At 35.1% G+C, this 17,333-nt stretch carries 19 protein-coding genes, 1 riboswitch and 1 other annotated feature; of the genes, 5 read left to right on the top strand and 14 right to left on the bottom strand.

The window, feature by feature from the left end; translation table 11 throughout:
* Window positions 1-24: 24 nt before the first annotated feature.
* From hmpA to BAQ49_RS07765, 3 genes are all read right to left on the bottom strand, one after another.
* Window positions 25-1,233 (bottom strand): NO-inducible flavohemoprotein, encoded by a 1,209-nt coding sequence (hmpA, locus tag BAQ49_RS07775; protein ID WP_071744858.1) that lies wholly within the window; start codon window positions 1,231-1,233, stop codon window positions 25-27.
* A gap of 191 nt (window positions 1,234-1,424) precedes the next feature.
* Window positions 1,425-1,943: a hypothetical protein gene (locus BAQ49_RS07770; protein ID WP_071744857.1), complete on the bottom strand. Its 519-nt coding sequence runs from the start codon at window positions 1,941-1,943 to the stop codon at window positions 1,425-1,427.
* 114 nt (window positions 1,944-2,057) lie between these two features.
* Window positions 2,058-3,155 carry a site-2 protease family protein gene (locus BAQ49_RS07765; RefSeq protein ID WP_071744856.1) on the bottom strand — a complete coding sequence of 366 codons (1,098 nt, stop codon included), beginning with the start codon at window positions 3,153-3,155 and terminating at the stop codon, window positions 2,058-2,060.
* Window positions 3,156-3,305: 150 nt separating this feature from the next.
* Here BAQ49_RS07765 and BAQ49_RS07760 point away from each other — a divergent pair, with 150 nt between their 5' ends.
* The gene (locus BAQ49_RS07760) at window positions 3,306-3,503 is read left to right on the top strand and encodes a hypothetical protein (RefSeq protein WP_000776285.1); all 198 of its coding nucleotides are present in this window, start codon (window positions 3,306-3,308) and stop codon (window positions 3,501-3,503) included.
* Window positions 3,504-3,647: 144 nt separating this feature from the next.
* Here BAQ49_RS07760 and BAQ49_RS07755 read toward each other — a convergent pair whose 3' ends face one another.
* Window positions 3,648-4,499 (bottom strand): YhfM domain-containing protein, encoded by an 852-nt coding sequence (locus tag BAQ49_RS07755; RefSeq protein ID WP_071744855.1) that lies wholly within the window; start codon window positions 4,497-4,499, stop codon window positions 3,648-3,650.
* A gap of 108 nt (window positions 4,500-4,607) precedes the next feature.
* Between BAQ49_RS07755 and BAQ49_RS07750 the strand changes: the two genes are divergently transcribed.
* Window positions 4,608-5,384, top strand: a complete 777-nt coding sequence (locus BAQ49_RS07750) for a class I SAM-dependent methyltransferase (protein WP_071744854.1) — start codon at window positions 4,608-4,610, stop codon at window positions 5,382-5,384.
* 39 nt (window positions 5,385-5,423) lie between these two features.
* Here BAQ49_RS07750 and BAQ49_RS07745 read toward each other — a convergent pair whose 3' ends face one another.
* Window positions 5,424-5,633: a hypothetical protein gene (locus tag BAQ49_RS07745; protein ID WP_000880630.1), complete on the bottom strand. Its 210-nt coding sequence runs from the start codon at window positions 5,631-5,633 to the stop codon at window positions 5,424-5,426.
* Window positions 5,634-5,895: 262 nt separating this feature from the next.
* Window positions 5,896-6,154 (top strand) — a binding site (T-box leader).
* Between the two features lie 57 nt (window positions 6,155-6,211).
* Between BAQ49_RS07745 and brnQ3 the strand changes: the two genes are divergently transcribed.
* Window positions 6,212-7,567: a branched-chain amino acid transport system II carrier protein BrnQ3 gene (gene brnQ3 / locus BAQ49_RS07740; RefSeq protein ID WP_071744853.1), complete on the top strand. Its 1,356-nt coding sequence runs from the start codon at window positions 6,212-6,214 to the stop codon at window positions 7,565-7,567.
* A gap of 24 nt (window positions 7,568-7,591) precedes the next feature.
* Here brnQ3 and BAQ49_RS07735 read toward each other — a convergent pair whose 3' ends face one another.
* The 9 genes from BAQ49_RS07735 to gltP all read right to left on the bottom strand — a co-directional run bounded on the left by BAQ49_RS07735 (window position 7,592) and on the right by gltP (window position 15,298).
* A complete protein-coding gene (locus tag BAQ49_RS07735) occupies window positions 7,592-7,948 on the bottom strand; it encodes a DUF3992 domain-containing protein (RefSeq protein ID WP_116733440.1) in 357 nt (118 codons plus the stop codon).
* A 10-nt stretch (window positions 7,949-7,958) separates the two neighbouring features.
* Window positions 7,959-8,591 (bottom strand): response regulator, encoded by a 633-nt coding sequence (locus BAQ49_RS07730; RefSeq protein ID WP_000598709.1) that lies wholly within the window; start codon window positions 8,589-8,591, stop codon window positions 7,959-7,961.
* Window positions 8,588-9,643: a sensor histidine kinase gene (locus BAQ49_RS07725; protein WP_071744851.1), complete on the bottom strand. Its 1,056-nt coding sequence runs from the start codon at window positions 9,641-9,643 to the stop codon at window positions 8,588-8,590. The genes BAQ49_RS07730 and BAQ49_RS07725 overlap by 4 nt, the downstream gene beginning before the upstream one ends.
* Window positions 9,643-10,383, bottom strand: a complete 741-nt coding sequence (gene liaF / locus BAQ49_RS07720) for a cell wall-active antibiotics response protein LiaF (RefSeq protein ID WP_000716083.1) — start codon at window positions 10,381-10,383, stop codon at window positions 9,643-9,645. Before liaF ends, BAQ49_RS07725 begins: the two co-directional genes overlap by 1 nt.
* Window positions 10,384-10,491: 108 nt before the next feature.
* A complete protein-coding gene (locus BAQ49_RS07715) occupies window positions 10,492-11,154 on the bottom strand; it encodes a PspA/IM30 family protein (RefSeq protein ID WP_071744850.1) in 663 nt (220 codons plus the stop codon).
* 60 nt (window positions 11,155-11,214) lie between these two features.
* Entirely contained in the window at window positions 11,215-11,571 is a 357-nt protein-coding gene (locus BAQ49_RS07710; RefSeq protein WP_048370510.1) for a lmo0954 family membrane protein, read from the bottom strand.
* A gap of 229 nt (window positions 11,572-11,800) precedes the next feature.
* Window positions 11,801-13,117: a Na+/H+ antiporter NhaC family protein gene (locus BAQ49_RS07705; protein WP_071744849.1), complete on the bottom strand. Its 1,317-nt coding sequence runs from the start codon at window positions 13,115-13,117 to the stop codon at window positions 11,801-11,803.
* Window positions 13,118-13,211: 94 nt separating this feature from the next.
* Window positions 13,212-13,317: riboswitch (SAM riboswitch) on the bottom strand.
* A gap of 120 nt (window positions 13,318-13,437) precedes the next feature.
* The gene (locus BAQ49_RS07700; protein WP_071744848.1) at window positions 13,438-13,956 is read right to left on the bottom strand and encodes a ribonuclease FAU-1 family protein; all 519 of its coding nucleotides are present in this window, start codon (window positions 13,954-13,956) and stop codon (window positions 13,438-13,440) included.
* A 67-nt stretch (window positions 13,957-14,023) separates the two neighbouring features.
* Window positions 14,024-15,298: a glutamate/aspartate:proton symporter GltP gene (gltP, locus tag BAQ49_RS07695; RefSeq protein ID WP_071744847.1), complete on the bottom strand. Its 1,275-nt coding sequence runs from the start codon at window positions 15,296-15,298 to the stop codon at window positions 14,024-14,026.
* Between the two features lie 492 nt (window positions 15,299-15,790).
* Here gltP and BAQ49_RS07690 point away from each other — a divergent pair, with 492 nt between their 5' ends.
* Together BAQ49_RS07690 and BAQ49_RS32815 are read left to right on the top strand one after the other, a co-directional pair.
* Entirely contained in the window at window positions 15,791-17,065 is a 1,275-nt protein-coding gene (locus BAQ49_RS07690) for a murein hydrolase activator EnvC family protein (protein ID WP_071744846.1), read from the top strand.
* A 99-nt stretch (window positions 17,066-17,164) separates the two neighbouring features.
* Window positions 17,165-17,326 carry a hypothetical protein gene (locus BAQ49_RS32815; RefSeq protein WP_164881575.1) on the top strand — a complete coding sequence of 54 codons (162 nt, stop codon included), beginning with the start codon at window positions 17,165-17,167 and terminating at the stop codon, window positions 17,324-17,326.
* Window positions 17,327-17,333 lie beyond the last annotated feature (7 nt).

Here is a 17,333-nt window from a genome sequence, read left to right as displayed (position 1 = left end):
CGTTTTTTGCTTAGCAACGTTAATCTATTGTAAGCTTGCTGCAGGACCGAAAAATTCATAATGAATGTTCTCTTGTTTAACACCCAAATCAATTAATGCAGCATTTATATGCTTCATAAATGGTACTGGGCCACAGAAATAAAATTCTGCTTCAATTGTTGGAATAATAGTTTGTAACCATCCACGTTCAATGAATCCTTCTTTGTCAAAATTCTTCATTTCCACATCTTGCTCTGTCGGTGAAGAGTAGCAAGTATATGCTTTCACTTGTTCATACTCTTTTTCTACTGTCTCAACATGCTCTTTCATCGCATGTGTATTACTATTTATCGCCGCATGAACAAAGCATACATTACGCTTTGATTCTTGTTCGATTAGCGTATTTAACATACTCATCATCGGTGTAATACCTACTCCACCACTAATTAATACAACAGGTAATGTTGACTCCATATTTAACACGAAATCTCCCGCTGGTGCACTTACTGGTAAGACATCTCCTTCTCCTACATGATCATGTAAGTAATTAGATACTTTACCATCTGGTGTATCTACACCTTTTTCTTTCTTTACACTAATGCGATAGTATTCTTTTCCAGGAGCATCAGATAGGCTATATTGACGATTATGCGTATATGTTTCACCTTCAATATTTATTTGAATCGTTACATATTGTCCTGGGATGAATGATGAAACTTTCCCGCCATCTTCAGGTTTTAAATAAAATGATGTAATAACGTCACTTTCCTTCACCTTTTTAACAATCACAAAGTTGCGGAAATCTTTCCATCCACCTTCTTTATGTGCAGCTTCTTCATACATATCCGCTTCAATGCTAATGAATGCATCAGCAATGACGCCATACGCTTCTCCCCATGCATTTAAAACTTCGTCTGGTGCGCCTGCGACCTCTTTAATCGCTCGTAGTAAGCATGTACCTACTATTGGATAATGCTCTGCTTTAATACCTAAACTTCTATGCTTATGACCTATTTGTTTTACAACTGGAATAATAGCCTCTAAATTATCAATGTACATTGCAGCTGCATAAACCGCATTTGCTAATGCTTGTTGTTGTCTTCCCTTTTTCTGATTCGTATGGTTGAAAATATTCAATAACTCCGGATGTTCCGAAAATAAAATTTGATAAAATCTCGTTGTAATTTCAACGCCTTTTTCCTGTAATAACGGTACTGTTGATTTTACGATTTCAATTGTTTTTGCACTTAACATTGTATCCCACTCCTCTATTTCTTTAACTGATTTTAGTTTAACTGAATTGTATAATACATATTGTGATTTTAATCACTATTGGCATGGTGTTTTTGTGAAAAATATATGAACAATGCACATATTAAGTAAATTTTAATTAGCCATCATTAATAGTGCTCAAAAAAAAACTAACTAGAATTCTAGCTAGCCTACTACTTCGTTTGTATCGCTTGTTCAATTACTTGTATATTCTGCCCATCTCCAAACTCGGTATACCCCCACACATTCGTTTCACCTTTATATTTATTTACAAGTATATCCAAGTCATGATATACGCGATGAGCATAGACTACATACTCAATATTATGAAGCTCCACACCTTTTTTTACAATTTCATAACTTCTATTCACATCACGTTTTATTTTTTCATTTTTTATTTCTTTATGTATATTTTTTAAAGAAGGTTCTTGCTCTTGAAACCATTGTTTAAAATGTTTCCAATCCCCATCTGTGTATTCCTCTGCCTTACCATAGTTCAAGAAATTATTATAACTTTCATGCGTCGTACGAACAAACTCGAGTGTCTTCTTCTTCTCTTGCACATCTTCTATTTGTGCTACTGTATTTACTCCAGCAGACTTATTCGCATAATACAGTAGTACTTTCGTAAGACTATAGCTCGCTATTGCCATTACAGTAATAGTTACCAATACACTTAACAATTTCTTCATATACAGAACTCCTTTTCTACTATGAATATTACAATGTACTGTTACACTTGTAACATTCTCTCGCAGAAATGTAATTCCTGTTTAAATCCTTCTTGTCATTTCGACACTATTTTTCTACAAACTTCTCTTTGGTAAATGCTCTTGTAAAACAATATAACCTTCATAAGCTGTATAACCGAGTATAGCCATTAATCCGATATAACAAGCAAAAACTGTCCATTTTGTTTTCGTATCAACTTTATAATAATTTTCTTGTTGTTCCTTTTCTATTTCCCATTCATTTAATTTTCTTTCCGACACTTCAAATGCTTCTCTTATATGAATTGTATACTCATCTTTTTCATCTTCATATGGGACATAATCAAGCGGCTCAAACTTTGGTAAAAGGTATTCTAGCACTTCGATTTTTTGAATTTCTTCTGTTTTTAATTCTTTCTCACGCTCTCTTTGTCTTAATACATTCATCTCATGATGAATCATATAAATAGTGCGATGCACCGCACCAGTTTCTTTTAATTCCTCTTCAAGCCTAGAAACATATTCTTTCATTCCATCGATTTTATATCCTAATTCCTTAATCGGTTCATCTCTCTTTATTACTCTATACAATTCCATACAACCGATAATAACAATAAATCCACCTAAAATACTTTTGAAGTAAATAGAATAGCCAAGTAGTACAACTAGCCCTGCTCCCCAAATTTTCGTACTTACAACTGAAATTATTCTTCCACCATCTAACGGAGAAACTGGAATTAAATTAAAGAAATTAATCATACTTCCAAGCAAAATAATAAGCGCCCAAAATGGCTCTTTCGTTATTATATATAGTGGAATAGCCGGTAAAAATGAAAGCAAGCCGAAAAGAGGCCCCATAAAGGCGATGTAAGCTTCATCTTTTGCATTTTTCGGCATTTCTTTCATGCCAATAAGAGCTCCCATAAATGGAATAAAGATCGCCGGCGATGTTGGTATCCCTTTTCTTTTCGCGGCCCATAAATGACCCATTTCATGAACAAACAACAAATAAACGAGCGCTACCCCAAATTTCCATCCATATATAACCGCGTATGCCCCAAGCGATAAGAACATACTAAATACTGTTGAGAATTTTGCTAACTTAAAAATGGCAAATACCCACTTTAACTTAGACAGTAAAAATAACCCTATTGCAACGATAATTCCCCATAACCCTTTTTTATTTTTTTTCATATTCCTCTCCTTTATCTCACTTTACTGAGTCATTTACACTCACCAAAACCTATTCTTGTCTTTATTATGACATATTTTTTTCTATTGTTAGAAATAATGTTTATTACATCCATTTTTAGCCAAAAATATAAATGAAAGGAGGTATTACAAATGAAATTACAATCCCTTATGATAGGCGCTCTATCTTTTTTAGCTTCAACTCTTATTTTTTATACCGTTAGCTACGTATTATTATTAGATTTGTTGCCAAATCACTTATTTATTGCTCTTATCATTCTTTCCGCTCTTATGATTTCTTTTCTTATTACACGAAAATCAATGAATGAGCCATCTGCAAAAGCAAAGTAATAGAGAGGGGATTCTTTCCCCTCTCTTATCATTTCCTAGGAAAATCTGTATAGACTTTACGATTCACATTTATCCCGTAAACGCCCGATTGGTATAGGCTAATAATCAGTAGGGGATGGATCCCCCACTGATTAAAGTTTCACTTTATCTTTGTAAGTTCATTTTTTCACCATAATCTTTAACAATTTGAATAATGTTTTGAAATGCTCCTACTTTTTCTTTCTTACTATTTAATATTTGCAAATCGTAATTATCATAATAGGCTTCTAGTGATTTTAATTGTGATTCTGAAGCATCTTTTATCGGAACAGTAACATTCAATTCATACTGTTTATACCCTTCCTTTACTTTTTCTGCTGCAATTATTTCACTTTCTTTTGCTCCGATAAATTTTTGAACCTTTTCCGGGAAAATCAATTGCAAATAATATTCTTGTTCCTTCGCTAACTTATTATATAGTGATTGTGAAATCGTATAACGTACTGTATAATTCATTTTTTGATCACCCGCTTTAATATGGAACGCGGTAATCTGCAAATCTTTTTTCGTTATTTCCGTTAAAGGCCCTACCTGCATCTCATCTTCTTTTTGTTCTGGAATCTTTGGAAATATAGCCAAAAGTTTTTCCGTATCTTTTTCATTCAGCATATACATAGCTTTTTTATATTGCACCCATCCCCGTCGATCCTCTCCTCTTAACCATGCATAATACGTTTCTATTTTCCCATCTCTACTAATTTGTATTTCATATTCTGCTTCACCAAAGCTACCTGTTACTTCTTGTTTTTCTGCTTTGTTTATAATATCTACCACTAACTCCGCATCCATTTTCTTTAATTTTTTTTCTTCTGTACCTTTTTGTATAACAGTTACTTGTAATGGTTCTTTCACTTCATTCACTGTCTCCTCTACTTGTTTCGATTCTTTCTTTTGCTCGGCTTGACCACACGACGCGAGTAAAATAACACATAAAACCATTAAATATTTCCCTTTCAAATCGATTCTCCTTTTCCAATAAGAAATTCTTATAATCCTCATACATGAAACAAAAACGTTACATTATATAGAATGAGCTATACTATACAATGAAGGGAGGATTTTATAATGTCCATTAATTTTCATGATGCAAATAATAGGTATACGTATGCAAGTCGTAACGCACATATTTCATGGCAGGAAACAATAAACAATATTGCAGATGTGCAAAATAAACAAGTAATTGATATAGGTTGTGGTGGCGGCATTTATACGAAAGAACTTGCTCTTATGGGAGCCAAAAGTGTTGTTGGACTTGATTTTTCAAAAGAAATATTACAAGCTGCAAAAGAAAATTGTAACGGCTTCCCAAACATTTCATTCATTCACGGTGATGCGCACAACATTCCATACCCTAACGAAACATTCGACCTTATCATTTCGCGTGCCGTCATTCATCACTTACAAGATATTCCTATATTTATCCGAGAGGCTTCTCGCATATTAAAAAAAGACGGTATAATTATTTTACAAGACCGAACTATTGAAGATTGTACAATTCCAGGAAGTCCTGAACACATTCGTGGATACTTTTTCTCTGTATTTCCAAAACTCATTGAAATAGAATCAAAAAGAAGACCAAAAACCACTACTATACAGCAAGAATTACAAAAATATTCTCTTCAAGTTTTCCCCATTCAAACACAATGGGAAGTACGAAAAACACATGATTCTGTAGAAGCATTGCTGCAAGATTTATCTCCTCGAACCGGACGATCCATTCTATATGAATTAACAGATCATGAACTTTCTCAACTTCTACATCATATCCAAACAGCATTACAACACGTCTTTCCTATTATCGAAAGAGATCGTTGGACCATTTGGAGCGCCATGAAATTGTAAGGAAGGAAGCCTCACAAAATAATGTGAGGCTTCCTTCTTTCATAATCTAATTTTGCAACACTCTTGATATCCTCCACTCCTGGCCTGTGCACTTCCACACTTCGGACATACTAAATATCTAGACTGATTTGTCAACAAACTACCTTTTTGAAAGAGTAAAACTTCTGCTTGTTTAAACGAACGCGAATAATATAACCACATAAAACCAATTATAGCAATAATGCCAAATAATACTCCCATCGCAAGCATTTCAGTCACCTCTTTTGGTTTGTTCTTTCCAACAAGTGGATTGTTGTATTATTCTCTGTAAATTCTAACAATACCTTCTTTACTCCTCTAAATATCGATTTTCTCCATAAACTTTACAATTCTCTATAATGTTTTACAGCATTTTTACAAACAGCATTAATCCTTATATTCTCAGCTATATTTCTACAGGAAAGTGTATTTCCCAAAAAATATGTTGACTTTCTGAAAAAAACATGTGAAAATATTGTCAGAATACTTGAATAAAAATTCATTGACGAGAACGAGTACGTTATAGGGCTGTTCCCCAGAGAGTTGGTATTTTGCTGAAAGCCAATGCTCAGTTCGTAACCGAAAATCATCTCCGAGAAGTAGAACCGAATGCTGAAGTAAGTTCTTACCGGTCGTCCCCCGTTACAAGGAACACGTATCATGTTGTACGTTGTAAAGCCGTATACATATAGATATATTTCTACATGTATAAATTAGGGTGGTATCGCGGGTAAATATAACTCGTCCCTTTCTTAAGGGACGAGTTTTTTGTGTTCTTACAATGAATTTACAAAAAAGGAGGAAAAACAATGAACACTGTATCAAAAAAGCACGTTTTTTTCACAGGCCTTATGCTATTTTCTTTATTTTTTGGGGCAGGAAATTTAATTTTCCCTCCAATGCTTGGACAAAATGCTGGTGAAAACTTTTGGCCAGCGATGATTGGGTTTTTACTAACAGGAGTCGGCTTACCGCTACTTACTGTAATCGCCATCTCTCTATCAGGAAATGGCATGCAGCAACTTGCGAGTCATGTTCACCCATCATTCGGAATATTCTTTACGGTAATTGTATACATTGCAATTGGTCCATCTATGGGCATTCCGCGTGTCGCTAATGTCGCTTATGAAATGGGAGTTAGTTCTTTCTTACCAGAATCTATTCGCTCTAGCAGCCTAGCGCTATTTTTATACACAGTCATCTTCTTTGCTATCGTATTTTGGCTTAGTTTAAACCCTTCTAAGCTCGTCGATCGTATCGGAAGTGTATTAACACCTATTTTATTACTCTCTATTTTCTTATTATTCGTTAAGAGTGTATTTACACCCCTCGGGCAATCTGGACCAGCTATGCAAGAGTATCAAACTTCTCCAATTTTCAAAGGTTTTATGGAAGGATACTTAACGATGGATACCATTTCAGCACTTGCATTTGGGATTATCGTTGTAAATGCAATTCGCTCAAAAGGTGTGAATGACCGTAAATCAATTGCCATCGCAACAGCAAAAGCAGGACTTATTGCCGCTACTGGCCTCGTACTTGTATATGGTGCACTTGGCTGGCTCGGTACAACTAGTGTCTCTCTTGGATACGCAAACAATGGAGGACAGCTACTTACCGTTATCGTACAACAATTATTCGGTCCATATGGTCTAATTCTGTTATCTCTTATCGTTACACTTGCTTGCTTAACAACATGCGTTGGACTTGTATCTGCATGCAGTCAATACTTCTCAACATTATTGACAAAATTTTCATACAAAACGTTAGCAAGCGTCATTTGCTTGTTAGGATTATTAGTTGCCAATTTAGGTTTAACAAAAATTATCGCAATCTCTGTTCCTATTTTACTTGTTGTATATCCAGTTGCAATTGTACTCGTGTTATTATCATTACTTCATAAATATTTCGGTGGCTATCGATCTGTTTATGTATGTGCTTTAATCGGAACAGCAGTTGTTAGCGTTTTTGATGGATTAAAACAAGGGAATATTCCTGTTTCATTTATCACATCTTATTTCGAGTTTATTCCATTATATAATGAAGGAATTGGCTGGTTAGTGCCAGCATTAGTTGGGGCTATTATCGGTTTTATTATCGCAAAATTAAGTGGTGCAAAAGCAGTACCATTAACGGACCATTCACCTGAATCGAAAGCATCATAAAAAAACTCCCATTTCGGGAGTTTTTTACATTTGATAAGAAGTATGATTAAAGCTACTTACTTTATAAGCTTTCGTATAGTAATCAATATTCGTATCCACCGTTTCTACTTTTACAACATCATAGCAATCTTCTTGCTTTACTAGAAATAAATAATATTCTTCTGTTGCCTCAATAATTGCAATACGATCTGTTTCAATATCATATTGTTCACAAAGTGCTTGCAGCGCATCCACATAGTTACCTAATTTTTTCGTTTCATTCATTCCAAATATCGTTTGAACTAACATACACTCTATCCCCTTTGTATGTACTGTTAACACCTTAATGATAACGCTCACATAATTGACCGTCAACCAAAAGCTTTGACCATATTTAGTCAAAGCTTCCTTTTTATTTCGTCAATTGGTGTCTAAACGCATAAATAACCGCCTGTGTCCGGTCACTTACATTTAGCTTATTTAATATATTACTCACATGTGTCTTTACTGTTTTAAGGGCAATAAACAACTCATCTGCAATCTCTTGATTACTTTTCCCCTCTGCAATTAATAACAAAATTTCAGACTCTCTTTCTGTTAACTCCTCATGCAAAGGTTGTTCTTTCTTCTGACGCATACGAGACATCATTTTGCCAGTAACTTTCGGCTCTAATACCGTTTCCCCATCATAAGTAGCTCGTACAGCGTCTGCAATATCACTCGCTCTTGATGTTTTTAATAAATAACTTGTCGCTCCCGCCTCAATAACAGGATATAACTTTTCATCATCTAAAAAGCTCGTTACAACTACAATTTTCGCTTCTGGCCATTCTTGAATAATAGCGCGTGTCGCTTCAACTCCGTCCATCTCATCCATAACAAGGTCCATTAAAATAATATCCGGTCTTAACTGCAAGGCTAACTCTGAACCTTTTCTTCCATTTTCAGCTTCTCCAACTACTTCAATATCTGGCTGCGTTGATAAATATGCTGATACACCCATTCGAACCATTTCATGATCATCAACTAGTAATACTTTTATCATGATTCTCCCCCTCTCTCAATCATAATCGGTACTTTCACTTCTATTTGCGTACCTTTATTCGGAAAACTAAGGACTTTTAATGTACCACCAATTTCATGAACTCGCTCTTGCATTGACCTTAAGCCGTATGAACCTGCCTTATTAACCCCAACCTTAAACCCAACACCATCATCAATAATTTTCAAAATCGCATATTGATCAATTTTACGAAGGCGTACTTCGGTTTTCTTTGCCTTCGCATGTCGTAAAGTATTAGACAGCGCCTCTTGTACAATACGGAATAAATGATCTTCTACACCTTTTTTTAATTGAATCGGTTCAACTAACCATTCAATTTTCATATGTTGCTTTCTAGACAGTTCTGTTAATAATTCTTCTATACCCTCTGTTAGTTTCTTACCTTCTAACTGCACTGGGCGTAAATGAAGGAGCAATGCTCTCATTTCTGATTGTGCATTTACAACCATATTCTCAACAAGCTGCAACTGTTTTTTCGTCGTGTCTGGAATTTCAGCTACTTGTTCATTAATAGCTGACATCATCATCGACATTGCAAAAAGCTGCTGACTTACAGAATCATGCAGCTCCCTCGCCAATCGATGCCTCTCTTGGGAAATCGCTTCTTGTCTCATCTCTTCATTCCAATGAGCTCGTTCATTCGTTACTTTTTGAAATAGCCCCGCTTGCTCCTCTAATCGACGAGCCAGAACGATTACTTTTCGTTCCACTTCATGAAATTCATCATCCGCAGTAAACGAAACATCACTCGGAAAATTCCCTCGCTCTACTTCAAATAGAAAAGTATTTAATCCTTGTATACGCTGCTCTATATAATAACCGATTGCATACCCTACAATTCCTCCGATAAGAAGACTAGTACTCATAATAAACAAGCCAATTGGAACAGAAGCAATGGATTCTTTCCATAGTAAATCATAAACTTGTTGTTCGCTTTTCCATACATATACAATTGTACAAATAAGTGCGATACTCACAGAGGACAACATAGAATAACGAATATACATCCACGAAATATTCTTTTGTTTTTTCATTATACTTTCCTCACTTCCGTATCACCTACGACAAGCGAAGAAATAATTTTTATACGGCGAGGAGCTTCTTTATACTGTTCTGTTCTAAACGTAACATTACGGTTAAATCCTGTTTCTTCGTGTCCCGGCAAGAGCACTCGCCCAACAATAACAGAATGATTTAAGGACAGTTCGATATCATATGGCACATATAAACGAATGTTACCAACGACTCCCCGAATAACAATTACCGTTTCTCCCTCTGGAATCATCGCAGTTGTTAAATCAATCTCGACATCACAAGCGCCATATTGGACGTTAATATCCTCAAGTTCATAAATATGATCCATCATTCGTACATTACCTACGAACATATTTTTTATGTACGGTTCTGTACGATATATTTGTTTTTCTTCATCTATATATCCCTTTTCTTTAATTTCAACTTTCATTGCTTTTTGCTGGTGCCCTTGTTGAATAAGTTGATAACCAATTAAAGCTAAACAAGCAAATACAACAAGTACGAATGCTGCTGATGAAAATAAGAAGAATAAGAATACAATACCACCGACAAATAAAAATACATTTCCTCTTACATAACGATTTTTCTTTCGGTAATGCCTTCCAAACATAATCATAATAAATGCAAATATTAGACCACCTGGTTCAAAATGTCCAAGTATCATATCAAGAAAAAGACCGAATCCAAATATGATGAGGAGCATCCCCATTAATTGTGTTTTTGAAAAGTGCTTCTTCATTTCAGCTCCCCTCCCTCTTTGTCACATATACATAGAAGAAAAGGCATTGCTTTCCAACACCTTTTCTTCTATCACTATATCATAAGCCTGTTTTATTATATACTACAATTATTTTGTTACTTCTTTCGTTAATGATACTTCATTTTTCTCTTTCATCTCACGCTCTAGTTTTGCAATTTTCATATCAAATGTATCACGCTCATGCTCTTCATTTATACGAAGCTCTAAGTCACGAATGTGATCATCAATTTCTTCAAATCGTAAGAACGGATTATTTTCATCCATTTTATGCATAGCAGTATTCATACGACGGTTTGCATGTGCCATATTTTCACGCGCCATTAATTCCATACGTTTTGCGTTCATTTCTTTTAATTTATTTTTCATTTCTGAAAGACGACGCTCTAACTCATCAATTTGCTCTACAACACCAGCATACATTTCTTCTAAGCGAGTTACTTGCCCTTCATAATACGCTACTTCTTCTAATGCACGTTCATGCAGTTGTAACTCGCCTGCTTCTTGAGCAATGATAGCTTGCTTTGATCTTTTGTTAACAAAATAGCGTGCTTGCTCAAGCTCACGAGCGAAGTTAGATTTTAATGTTTTATGACGCTGAATTAACTTCTCAATTTTTGTTATTTCACGCTCACTATCGCGTAAATATTGGTTTAACATAGCAATTGGATTTTTTCTTTCTTTCTCATCTAACACATTATGAAAATCAGCTAAAATTGCATCGCGTACACGTCCGAATAAAGATTGTTTCATTATAAATCTTCCTCTCTTCTACTTTATAATTTAATTTAATTTAATTTAATTTATTTTATATTAGTTTTTCATTAACTTGTTCCACTCATCTTCAAAGTTGCTATATGGTTTAGAACTTTCTGGAGCAGAATCAACAACTACGTTTTTTTCTTTTTTCCACTCACGGTATCCGTAGTATAAAACTACTAATGCTGCGATACCGATTAATGCTGGGGAATGAGAAAGTGCAATGGACAAACCGATTAAACCAACAATACCCCAAGCTAACTTTCCAAAAAATGATTGTGCTCGCACAAATGATTTATAGCTCCAGTACACAACTCCTGCTCCGATTGCGAATCCTACAATACCAGCAAGACTACCAAGAGCAATTAAAGCCAAAATACCGGCCGCGATAAACGCTAGAAATTGTTTCATCTTGTGCTTGCCTCCCTTCGATTTGATACTCTTATCTTAACTATTTTTTCTTTTTTCCATAACGAGCTTAAGAACCGTTTTTAACTCAGACTTAAGACTGAGTTAAATTCAGCCTTTTGTAAAAACAGAAGGTAGGATAGGATAATTCCCTCTTTTATCACACATAAAAAGCCGTACAGAGAATATTCTCTGTACGGCTTCTGTTACTACGAATAACATCCATATTTAATTATGCTGTTTTATGATACTCTTTTTTTTCCGCCACTTTAGAAAATCTCGGGAAACCAATTAATATAGAAATGATTCCACATACTCCAACTAAGATCGGATAAAATGCATATGGTAACAATTCAACCGGAGATAACGCAGCAAATCCTGCCGCAGTTAACATTTGAGCACCATATGGGATTAACCCTTGTATACAGCAAGAGAAAAGATCTAGTACACTCGCTGATTTACGTGGATCAATTTCATATTGATCCGCAATGTTCTTCGCAAGAGGACCTGTAAAAATAATCGAAATCGTATTATTCGCTGTACACATATTCGTCATACTCACTAAACCAGCAATACCGAACTCTGCTCCTTTTTTCGAACGAATATTACGCGTTAAAAGATTCATTAAATATTGAATACCACCATTATATTGGATCAGTTCAACCATACCACCGATTAATATAGCAAGTAATACTAGCTCCATCATACTGCCCATGCCAGTCGTTACACTTTTAAAGAAACTTTCTAACGTGTAACTTCCATCTATAAGCCCTATAACACCTGATAATACAGTTCCACCAGTTAACACAATAAGTACATTCCAACCAAGTAACGCCGTAATAAGTACTCCTGCATACGGTAAAATCTTTATCCAGTCGAAACTATGGGCTTTAACTTGTGTATCACTTCCTAAAGTAATTATTACTAATAGTACAATTGTAATAATAGCAGCTGGCAATACAATTAAAAAGTTCGTTTTAAACTTATCTTTCATTTCTGTTCCTTGTGAACGAACAGCAGCAATTGTTGTATCTGAAATAAATGATAAATTATCACCAAACATCGCTCCGCCCACAACAGTAGCCATCGCAAGTGCAATTGAGATATCAGTTTGCCCACTAATCCCTACAGCAATTGGTGCTAGTGCTGCAATTGTTCCCATTGAAGTTCCCATCGCTAATGAAATAAATGCCCCTATAACAAAAATTCCAGCAACGATAAATCCTGGTGGCAAAATAGATAACGCTAAATTAACAGTTGAATCAACTCCGCCCATTCCTTTTGCTGTTTCAGAAAACGCCCCTGCAAGTACAAAAATTAATACCATAATCATAATATCCGGATTTCCTGCACCTTTAGCAAATCGTTCTACTTTCGCATTAAAGCTTTCTTTACGATTCATCACTAAAGCGACCCCTACAGCAATTGAAATTGCTACAAGTATCGGCAATTTATAGAAATCACCTGTAATAATTCCAGAACCAATAAATAGCGCCAAAAATATACCAAGTGGTAATAAAGCTAAACCATTTCCTCTCGTTTCTTTCAAAGTACCATCTCTCCCTAGTTTCAACCTTTTTCTAATGAATAACAAAAGACCTCTTCCAATGAGAAGAGGTCTTATACATCTATAAGAAACGCTCTTCTCATCTTTCAAGCACATGCTTGCTGGATTTGGCACAGCACTCTGAAATCGAGTCCGCTGCCGAGGCATCGTAGGGCCAGTCCCTCCGCCTCTCTTTATAAGAAGGTTTCATATTTATTTTTTAATAATAATTTCTTCCCTAACTTTACTCGCTTACAAAACAAAAGTCAATTATTTTTTGTATAGATTTTTTTGGTAATTATGCAAAAATTTGAATAAAACAATCATTTTAACTTTTCGATTTCTTTATCTAATATTGAAATCCAAGAAAATTCTCCATTTTTTATCGTTGCTACAATCCATTTTGTTATACGCCATGCTAATTCATATTCTTCCTTAGTAACATCACCTATATTATAGGCATCCTCTAACTCATCTTCATCCAATACATAAATCTCACCGCTCGGTAACAATACTACATCTAAGTATAAATCATCAAAATAAGGCAAACCACGATCGTCAATTTTAAATTCTTTCGTCACATCGATATAATATTGCACTAATTGTTTTTGATTGTCTAACATAGCTGTAATTGCAAAGTTTTTGTCGCTTATAAAATATTGCATCCATGTATACCCATCACCTGCAATGCAAATCTCTTTACTATTGTATTCTTTATAACTAGGCTCTCTCACCTTTTTTATATCCAATATTCCTAACATACCTGCTTCAACTCGTTTTACTGTGTATGTCTTCTCTATTAATCGCTTCCACGTAGAACCATCACCGTACTTACGTTTCATAACTTTCGCTCCTCTTCTACATACAGAAAAGCTCTCACATAATATGTGAGAGCTTTTCAAATCATAATTAAGCCGCTTGACCCTTTTCAGATATCTCTTTTAAATAGGCTTGTCCTTTTTCAGCGTCATATTGACCTTCCCACTTAGACATAACTACAGCCGCTAAAGAGTTACCTACAACGTTAACTGCCGTACGAGCCATATCTAGAATACGGTCAATACCTGCAATAAACGCTAAACCTTCAGCTGGAATACCTACTGTACCAAGTGTTGCTAATAATACAACGAATGATACGCCCGGTACACCCGCGATACCTTTTGATGTAACCATTAATACAAGTAATAACGTAATTTGTTGTGTAATGGATAATTCAATACCGTACATTTGCGCTAAGAAAATTGCCGCAATTGCTTGATATAACGTTGATCCATCTAAGTTAAATGAATAACCTGTTGGAATAACGAAAGATGTAATTGCTTTCGGGCAACCGAATTTCTCCATTTTCTCCATAATTTTCGGTAAAACCGTTTCTGAACTTGCTGTAGAGTACGCTAAGATCAGCTCGTCTTTTAAAATTTTAAAGAATTGGAAAATGTTAATACCGAATATTTTCGCTGTAAGTCCTAATACGACCACAACGAAGAATATCATTGCTCCATATACTACAATGAGTAATTTCCCTAATGGAATTAATGAAGCTAATCCGAATGTAGAAACTGTAACACCAATTAATGCGAATACACCAAATGGCGCAAACTTCATAACTTGGTTCGTTACATAAAACATTGCATCTGCTACACCTTGGAAAAATTGCAGAACTGGTTTGCCACGCTCACCAATTGCTGCTACACCTAAACCAAATAATACTGAGAAGAAGATAATAGCAAGCATATCACCTTCAGCTAATGATTTCATAATGTTCGTCGGAACAATATTTACAAACGTATCCGCGAACGAATGACTTTGTACTTGCTCTGTCGTATGTGTATATTTAGAAATATCTGTTTTTGTTAACTTATCCATATCAACGCCTTTTCCAGGTTGGAAAATGTTTGCTATTAATAGACCAACAGCAATTGCAATCGTTGTAATAATTTCAAAGTAAATAATTGTTTTTCCGCCTAGTCGGCCTAACTTCTTAACATCGCCAACACCAGCAACCCCAACAACAATACTCGCTACAACAATCGGTACAACAATCATCTTAATTAATCGGATGAAAATATCACCAATTGGTTGTAAGTACTTCACCACTTCTGGATTGCCAAAGAAAATAGCCCCAACTGCAATACCAAGCGCAAGTCCTATTAAAATTTGCCATGCAAGTCCTATTCTTTTCATACTTGTGGTAACCCCCTCTTCGATGTGTCACTCTATCTCTCATTCTATGTCTATAAAACTTGAAATTAAGAGTATTACATATTATTCGACAATTCAATACATTTTGTCCCTGTTAAAAATCATAAATCAAAAATTAAAATCTGACAACAAAATAAGTTTGCCCGAACACAAATAATTTTCTTGACAAAAATAAACCTCATGTCAGAAAACCTCACATGAAATCGATTCCTCACTAGTGATTGATAGGTTTTTGAAGTACTGTTTCATTATGGAAAACTCCATCATTTCCCATGATTTTTTTAAACAATATAGAAATTGATACCTTTTTCTATACATTCAAGAATTTTAACTTTATGACAAACACTACGAAAAGATGCTAAATTCCGACAAAACTTAGCAAAATTATAAAATTCTCTTTACATTATGATTACAACGATAGACACTCTTCTTCTTATGATATATAACATTCATAGGGAAAGGAGCCAGACAACAATGAAAAAGAAATTTGCAGCGTTTAGTGTTTTAGCAGCTGGAACGATTTTCGTTTCCCCGTTACTTTCACCCGTATACGCTGAAACGAATGAAAATAAATTATCTAATATTCAATCTGAATTAGAAGGCAAACAAAATGACTTACAAAATAAATCAGCTGAGAAAGAACAAATAGAAAAAGAAATCCAAGAATTACAAAAGAAAATTGATGAATTAACTACTTCTATTAATAAAAACGAAGCTGAATTAAACGATACAAAAAAAGAAATTAGCAACACACAGCAAGTTATTACTGAAAAAAAGAAGCATATAGAGCAATTACAAACGAACATAGATACACGACAGGAAGTTATTAAACAACGACTACAATCTATGCAAGAAAAGCCTCGTACGAGTATCATTACAGAAGTAATAACAAGTTCTGCAAATATTGCCGATCTTGTTGATAATATGTACTCTGTAAGTTTAATTTTAAATAACGATACCGATATTGTGAAAAAGCAAACAAACGATCAAAATGCTGTAACGACAGAAAAAGAGGCTGTTGAGAAAAAAGAGCAACAACTGAAAGAATCTGAACAAAAATTAGAGCAAAAACAACAAGAGTTAGTAAGTAATCAACAACAGCAACAAACTCTTATTAAAGATCTACATACGAAAGTATCAAAAGTAGATTCCGAGATTGAAGGATTAGAAGAGTCACAAGGTATTTTAGAAAACCAGCGTCAAGCTGTTCAAAAAGCAATTGAAGAGGAAAAACGTGCGGAAGAAGCTCGGAAAGCGGAAGAGGCACGCAAGGCTGAGGAAGCAAAAAAACAAGCCGCTGCTTCTGCTAAAGAAAGCACACAAGCCGCACCAACACCGCAAGATACGAACAAAGGTGGATTTATTAAACCAGCGGCTGGATCAAAAACTTCTGGATTCGGCGCACGTTCTTTAGATAACCATAAAGGAATCGATATCGCAGCTTCGGGAACAGTTCCAATTATTGCCGCTGCAGATGGTGTTGTTATCCGTTCAGAATTATCCTCTAGTTACGGAAACGTTGTTTACTTATCTCACCGTGTTAACGGAAAAACATATACGACAGTGTATGCACATATGAATAGTCGCTCTGTATCCAATGGACAAACTGTAAAACAAGGCGATCAACTTGGCTTTATGGGAAATACCGGTCAATCTTACGGACAACATTTACACTTCGAACTTCATATTGGGGAATGGAATGTTGGTAAGACAAACGCAGTTGATCCGTCTCCTTATATCGGATTATAAAAAAACTCGGTGCATACCGAGTTTTTTTTACTACTTCACACTTTTTAGGCGTTTTACATAAACTACAACTAAATGCCTATATTTTGCGGGGTGATAAATATGAATACACAATTACAAGAAGAAATAGAAGAAGCTAGAGAAGCATACATCGGCCGGTTATTTACATTCGGCGGCTCAGCGTTATTTTTAATTGGATCATTTATCGCAGTTGTCACAGCTTATAAAGCATATAATCGCTTATTAAATACTTCTACAACATAATAAAAAG

Source organism: Bacillus proteolyticus, from assembly GCF_001884065.1.
In the GTDB taxonomy this organism is placed as follows: Bacteria; Bacillota; Bacilli; order Bacillales; family Bacillaceae_G; genus Bacillus_A; species Bacillus_A proteolyticus.
Note: the sequence above shows the minus strand (reverse complement) of the source record. Positions and strands in the feature narration are given on the sequence as shown.

Coding starts and splice junctions, on each gene's coding strand:
- hmpA (WP_071744858.1), bottom strand. CDS start 1,233: ATGTTAAGTGCAAAAACAATTGAAATCGTAAAATCAACAGTACCGTTA.
- BAQ49_RS07770 (WP_071744857.1), bottom strand. CDS start 1,943: ATGAAGAAATTGTTAAGTGTATTGGTAACTATTACTGTAATGGCAATA.
- BAQ49_RS07765 (WP_071744856.1), bottom strand. CDS start 3,155: ATGAAAAAAAATAAAAAAGGGTTATGGGGAATTATCGTTGCAATAGGG.
- BAQ49_RS07760 (WP_000776285.1), top strand. CDS start 3,306: ATGAAATTACAATCCCTTATGATAGGCGCTCTATCTTTTTTAGCTTCA.
- BAQ49_RS07750 (WP_071744854.1), top strand. CDS start 4,608: ATGTCCATTAATTTTCATGATGCAAATAATAGGTATACGTATGCAAGT.
- BAQ49_RS07745 (WP_000880630.1), bottom strand. CDS start 5,633: ATGCTTGCGATGGGAGTATTATTTGGCATTATTGCTATAATTGGTTTT.
- brnQ3 (WP_071744853.1), top strand. CDS start 6,212: ATGAACACTGTATCAAAAAAGCACGTTTTTTTCACAGGCCTTATGCTA.
- BAQ49_RS07730 (WP_000598709.1), bottom strand. CDS start 8,591: ATGATAAAAGTATTACTAGTTGATGATCATGAAATGGTTCGAATGGGT.
- BAQ49_RS07725 (WP_071744851.1), bottom strand. CDS start 9,643: ATGAAAAAACAAAAGAATATTTCGTGGATGTATATTCGTTATTCTATG.
- liaF (WP_000716083.1), bottom strand. CDS start 10,383: ATGAAGAAGCACTTTTCAAAAACACAATTAATGGGGATGCTCCTCATC.
- BAQ49_RS07715 (WP_071744850.1), bottom strand. CDS start 11,154: ATGAAACAATCTTTATTCGGACGTGTACGCGATGCAATTTTAGCTGAT.
- BAQ49_RS07710 (WP_048370510.1), bottom strand. CDS start 11,571: ATGAAACAATTTCTAGCGTTTATCGCGGCCGGTATTTTGGCTTTAATT.
- BAQ49_RS07700 (WP_071744848.1), bottom strand. CDS start 13,956: ATGAAACGTAAGTACGGTGATGGTTCTACGTGGAAGCGATTAATAGAG.
- gltP (WP_071744847.1), bottom strand. CDS start 15,298: ATGAAAAGAATAGGACTTGCATGGCAAATTTTAATAGGACTTGCGCTT.
- BAQ49_RS07690 (WP_071744846.1), top strand. CDS start 15,791: ATGAAAAAGAAATTTGCAGCGTTTAGTGTTTTAGCAGCTGGAACGATT.
- BAQ49_RS32815 (WP_164881575.1), top strand. CDS start 17,165: ATGAATACACAATTACAAGAAGAAATAGAAGAAGCTAGAGAAGCATAC.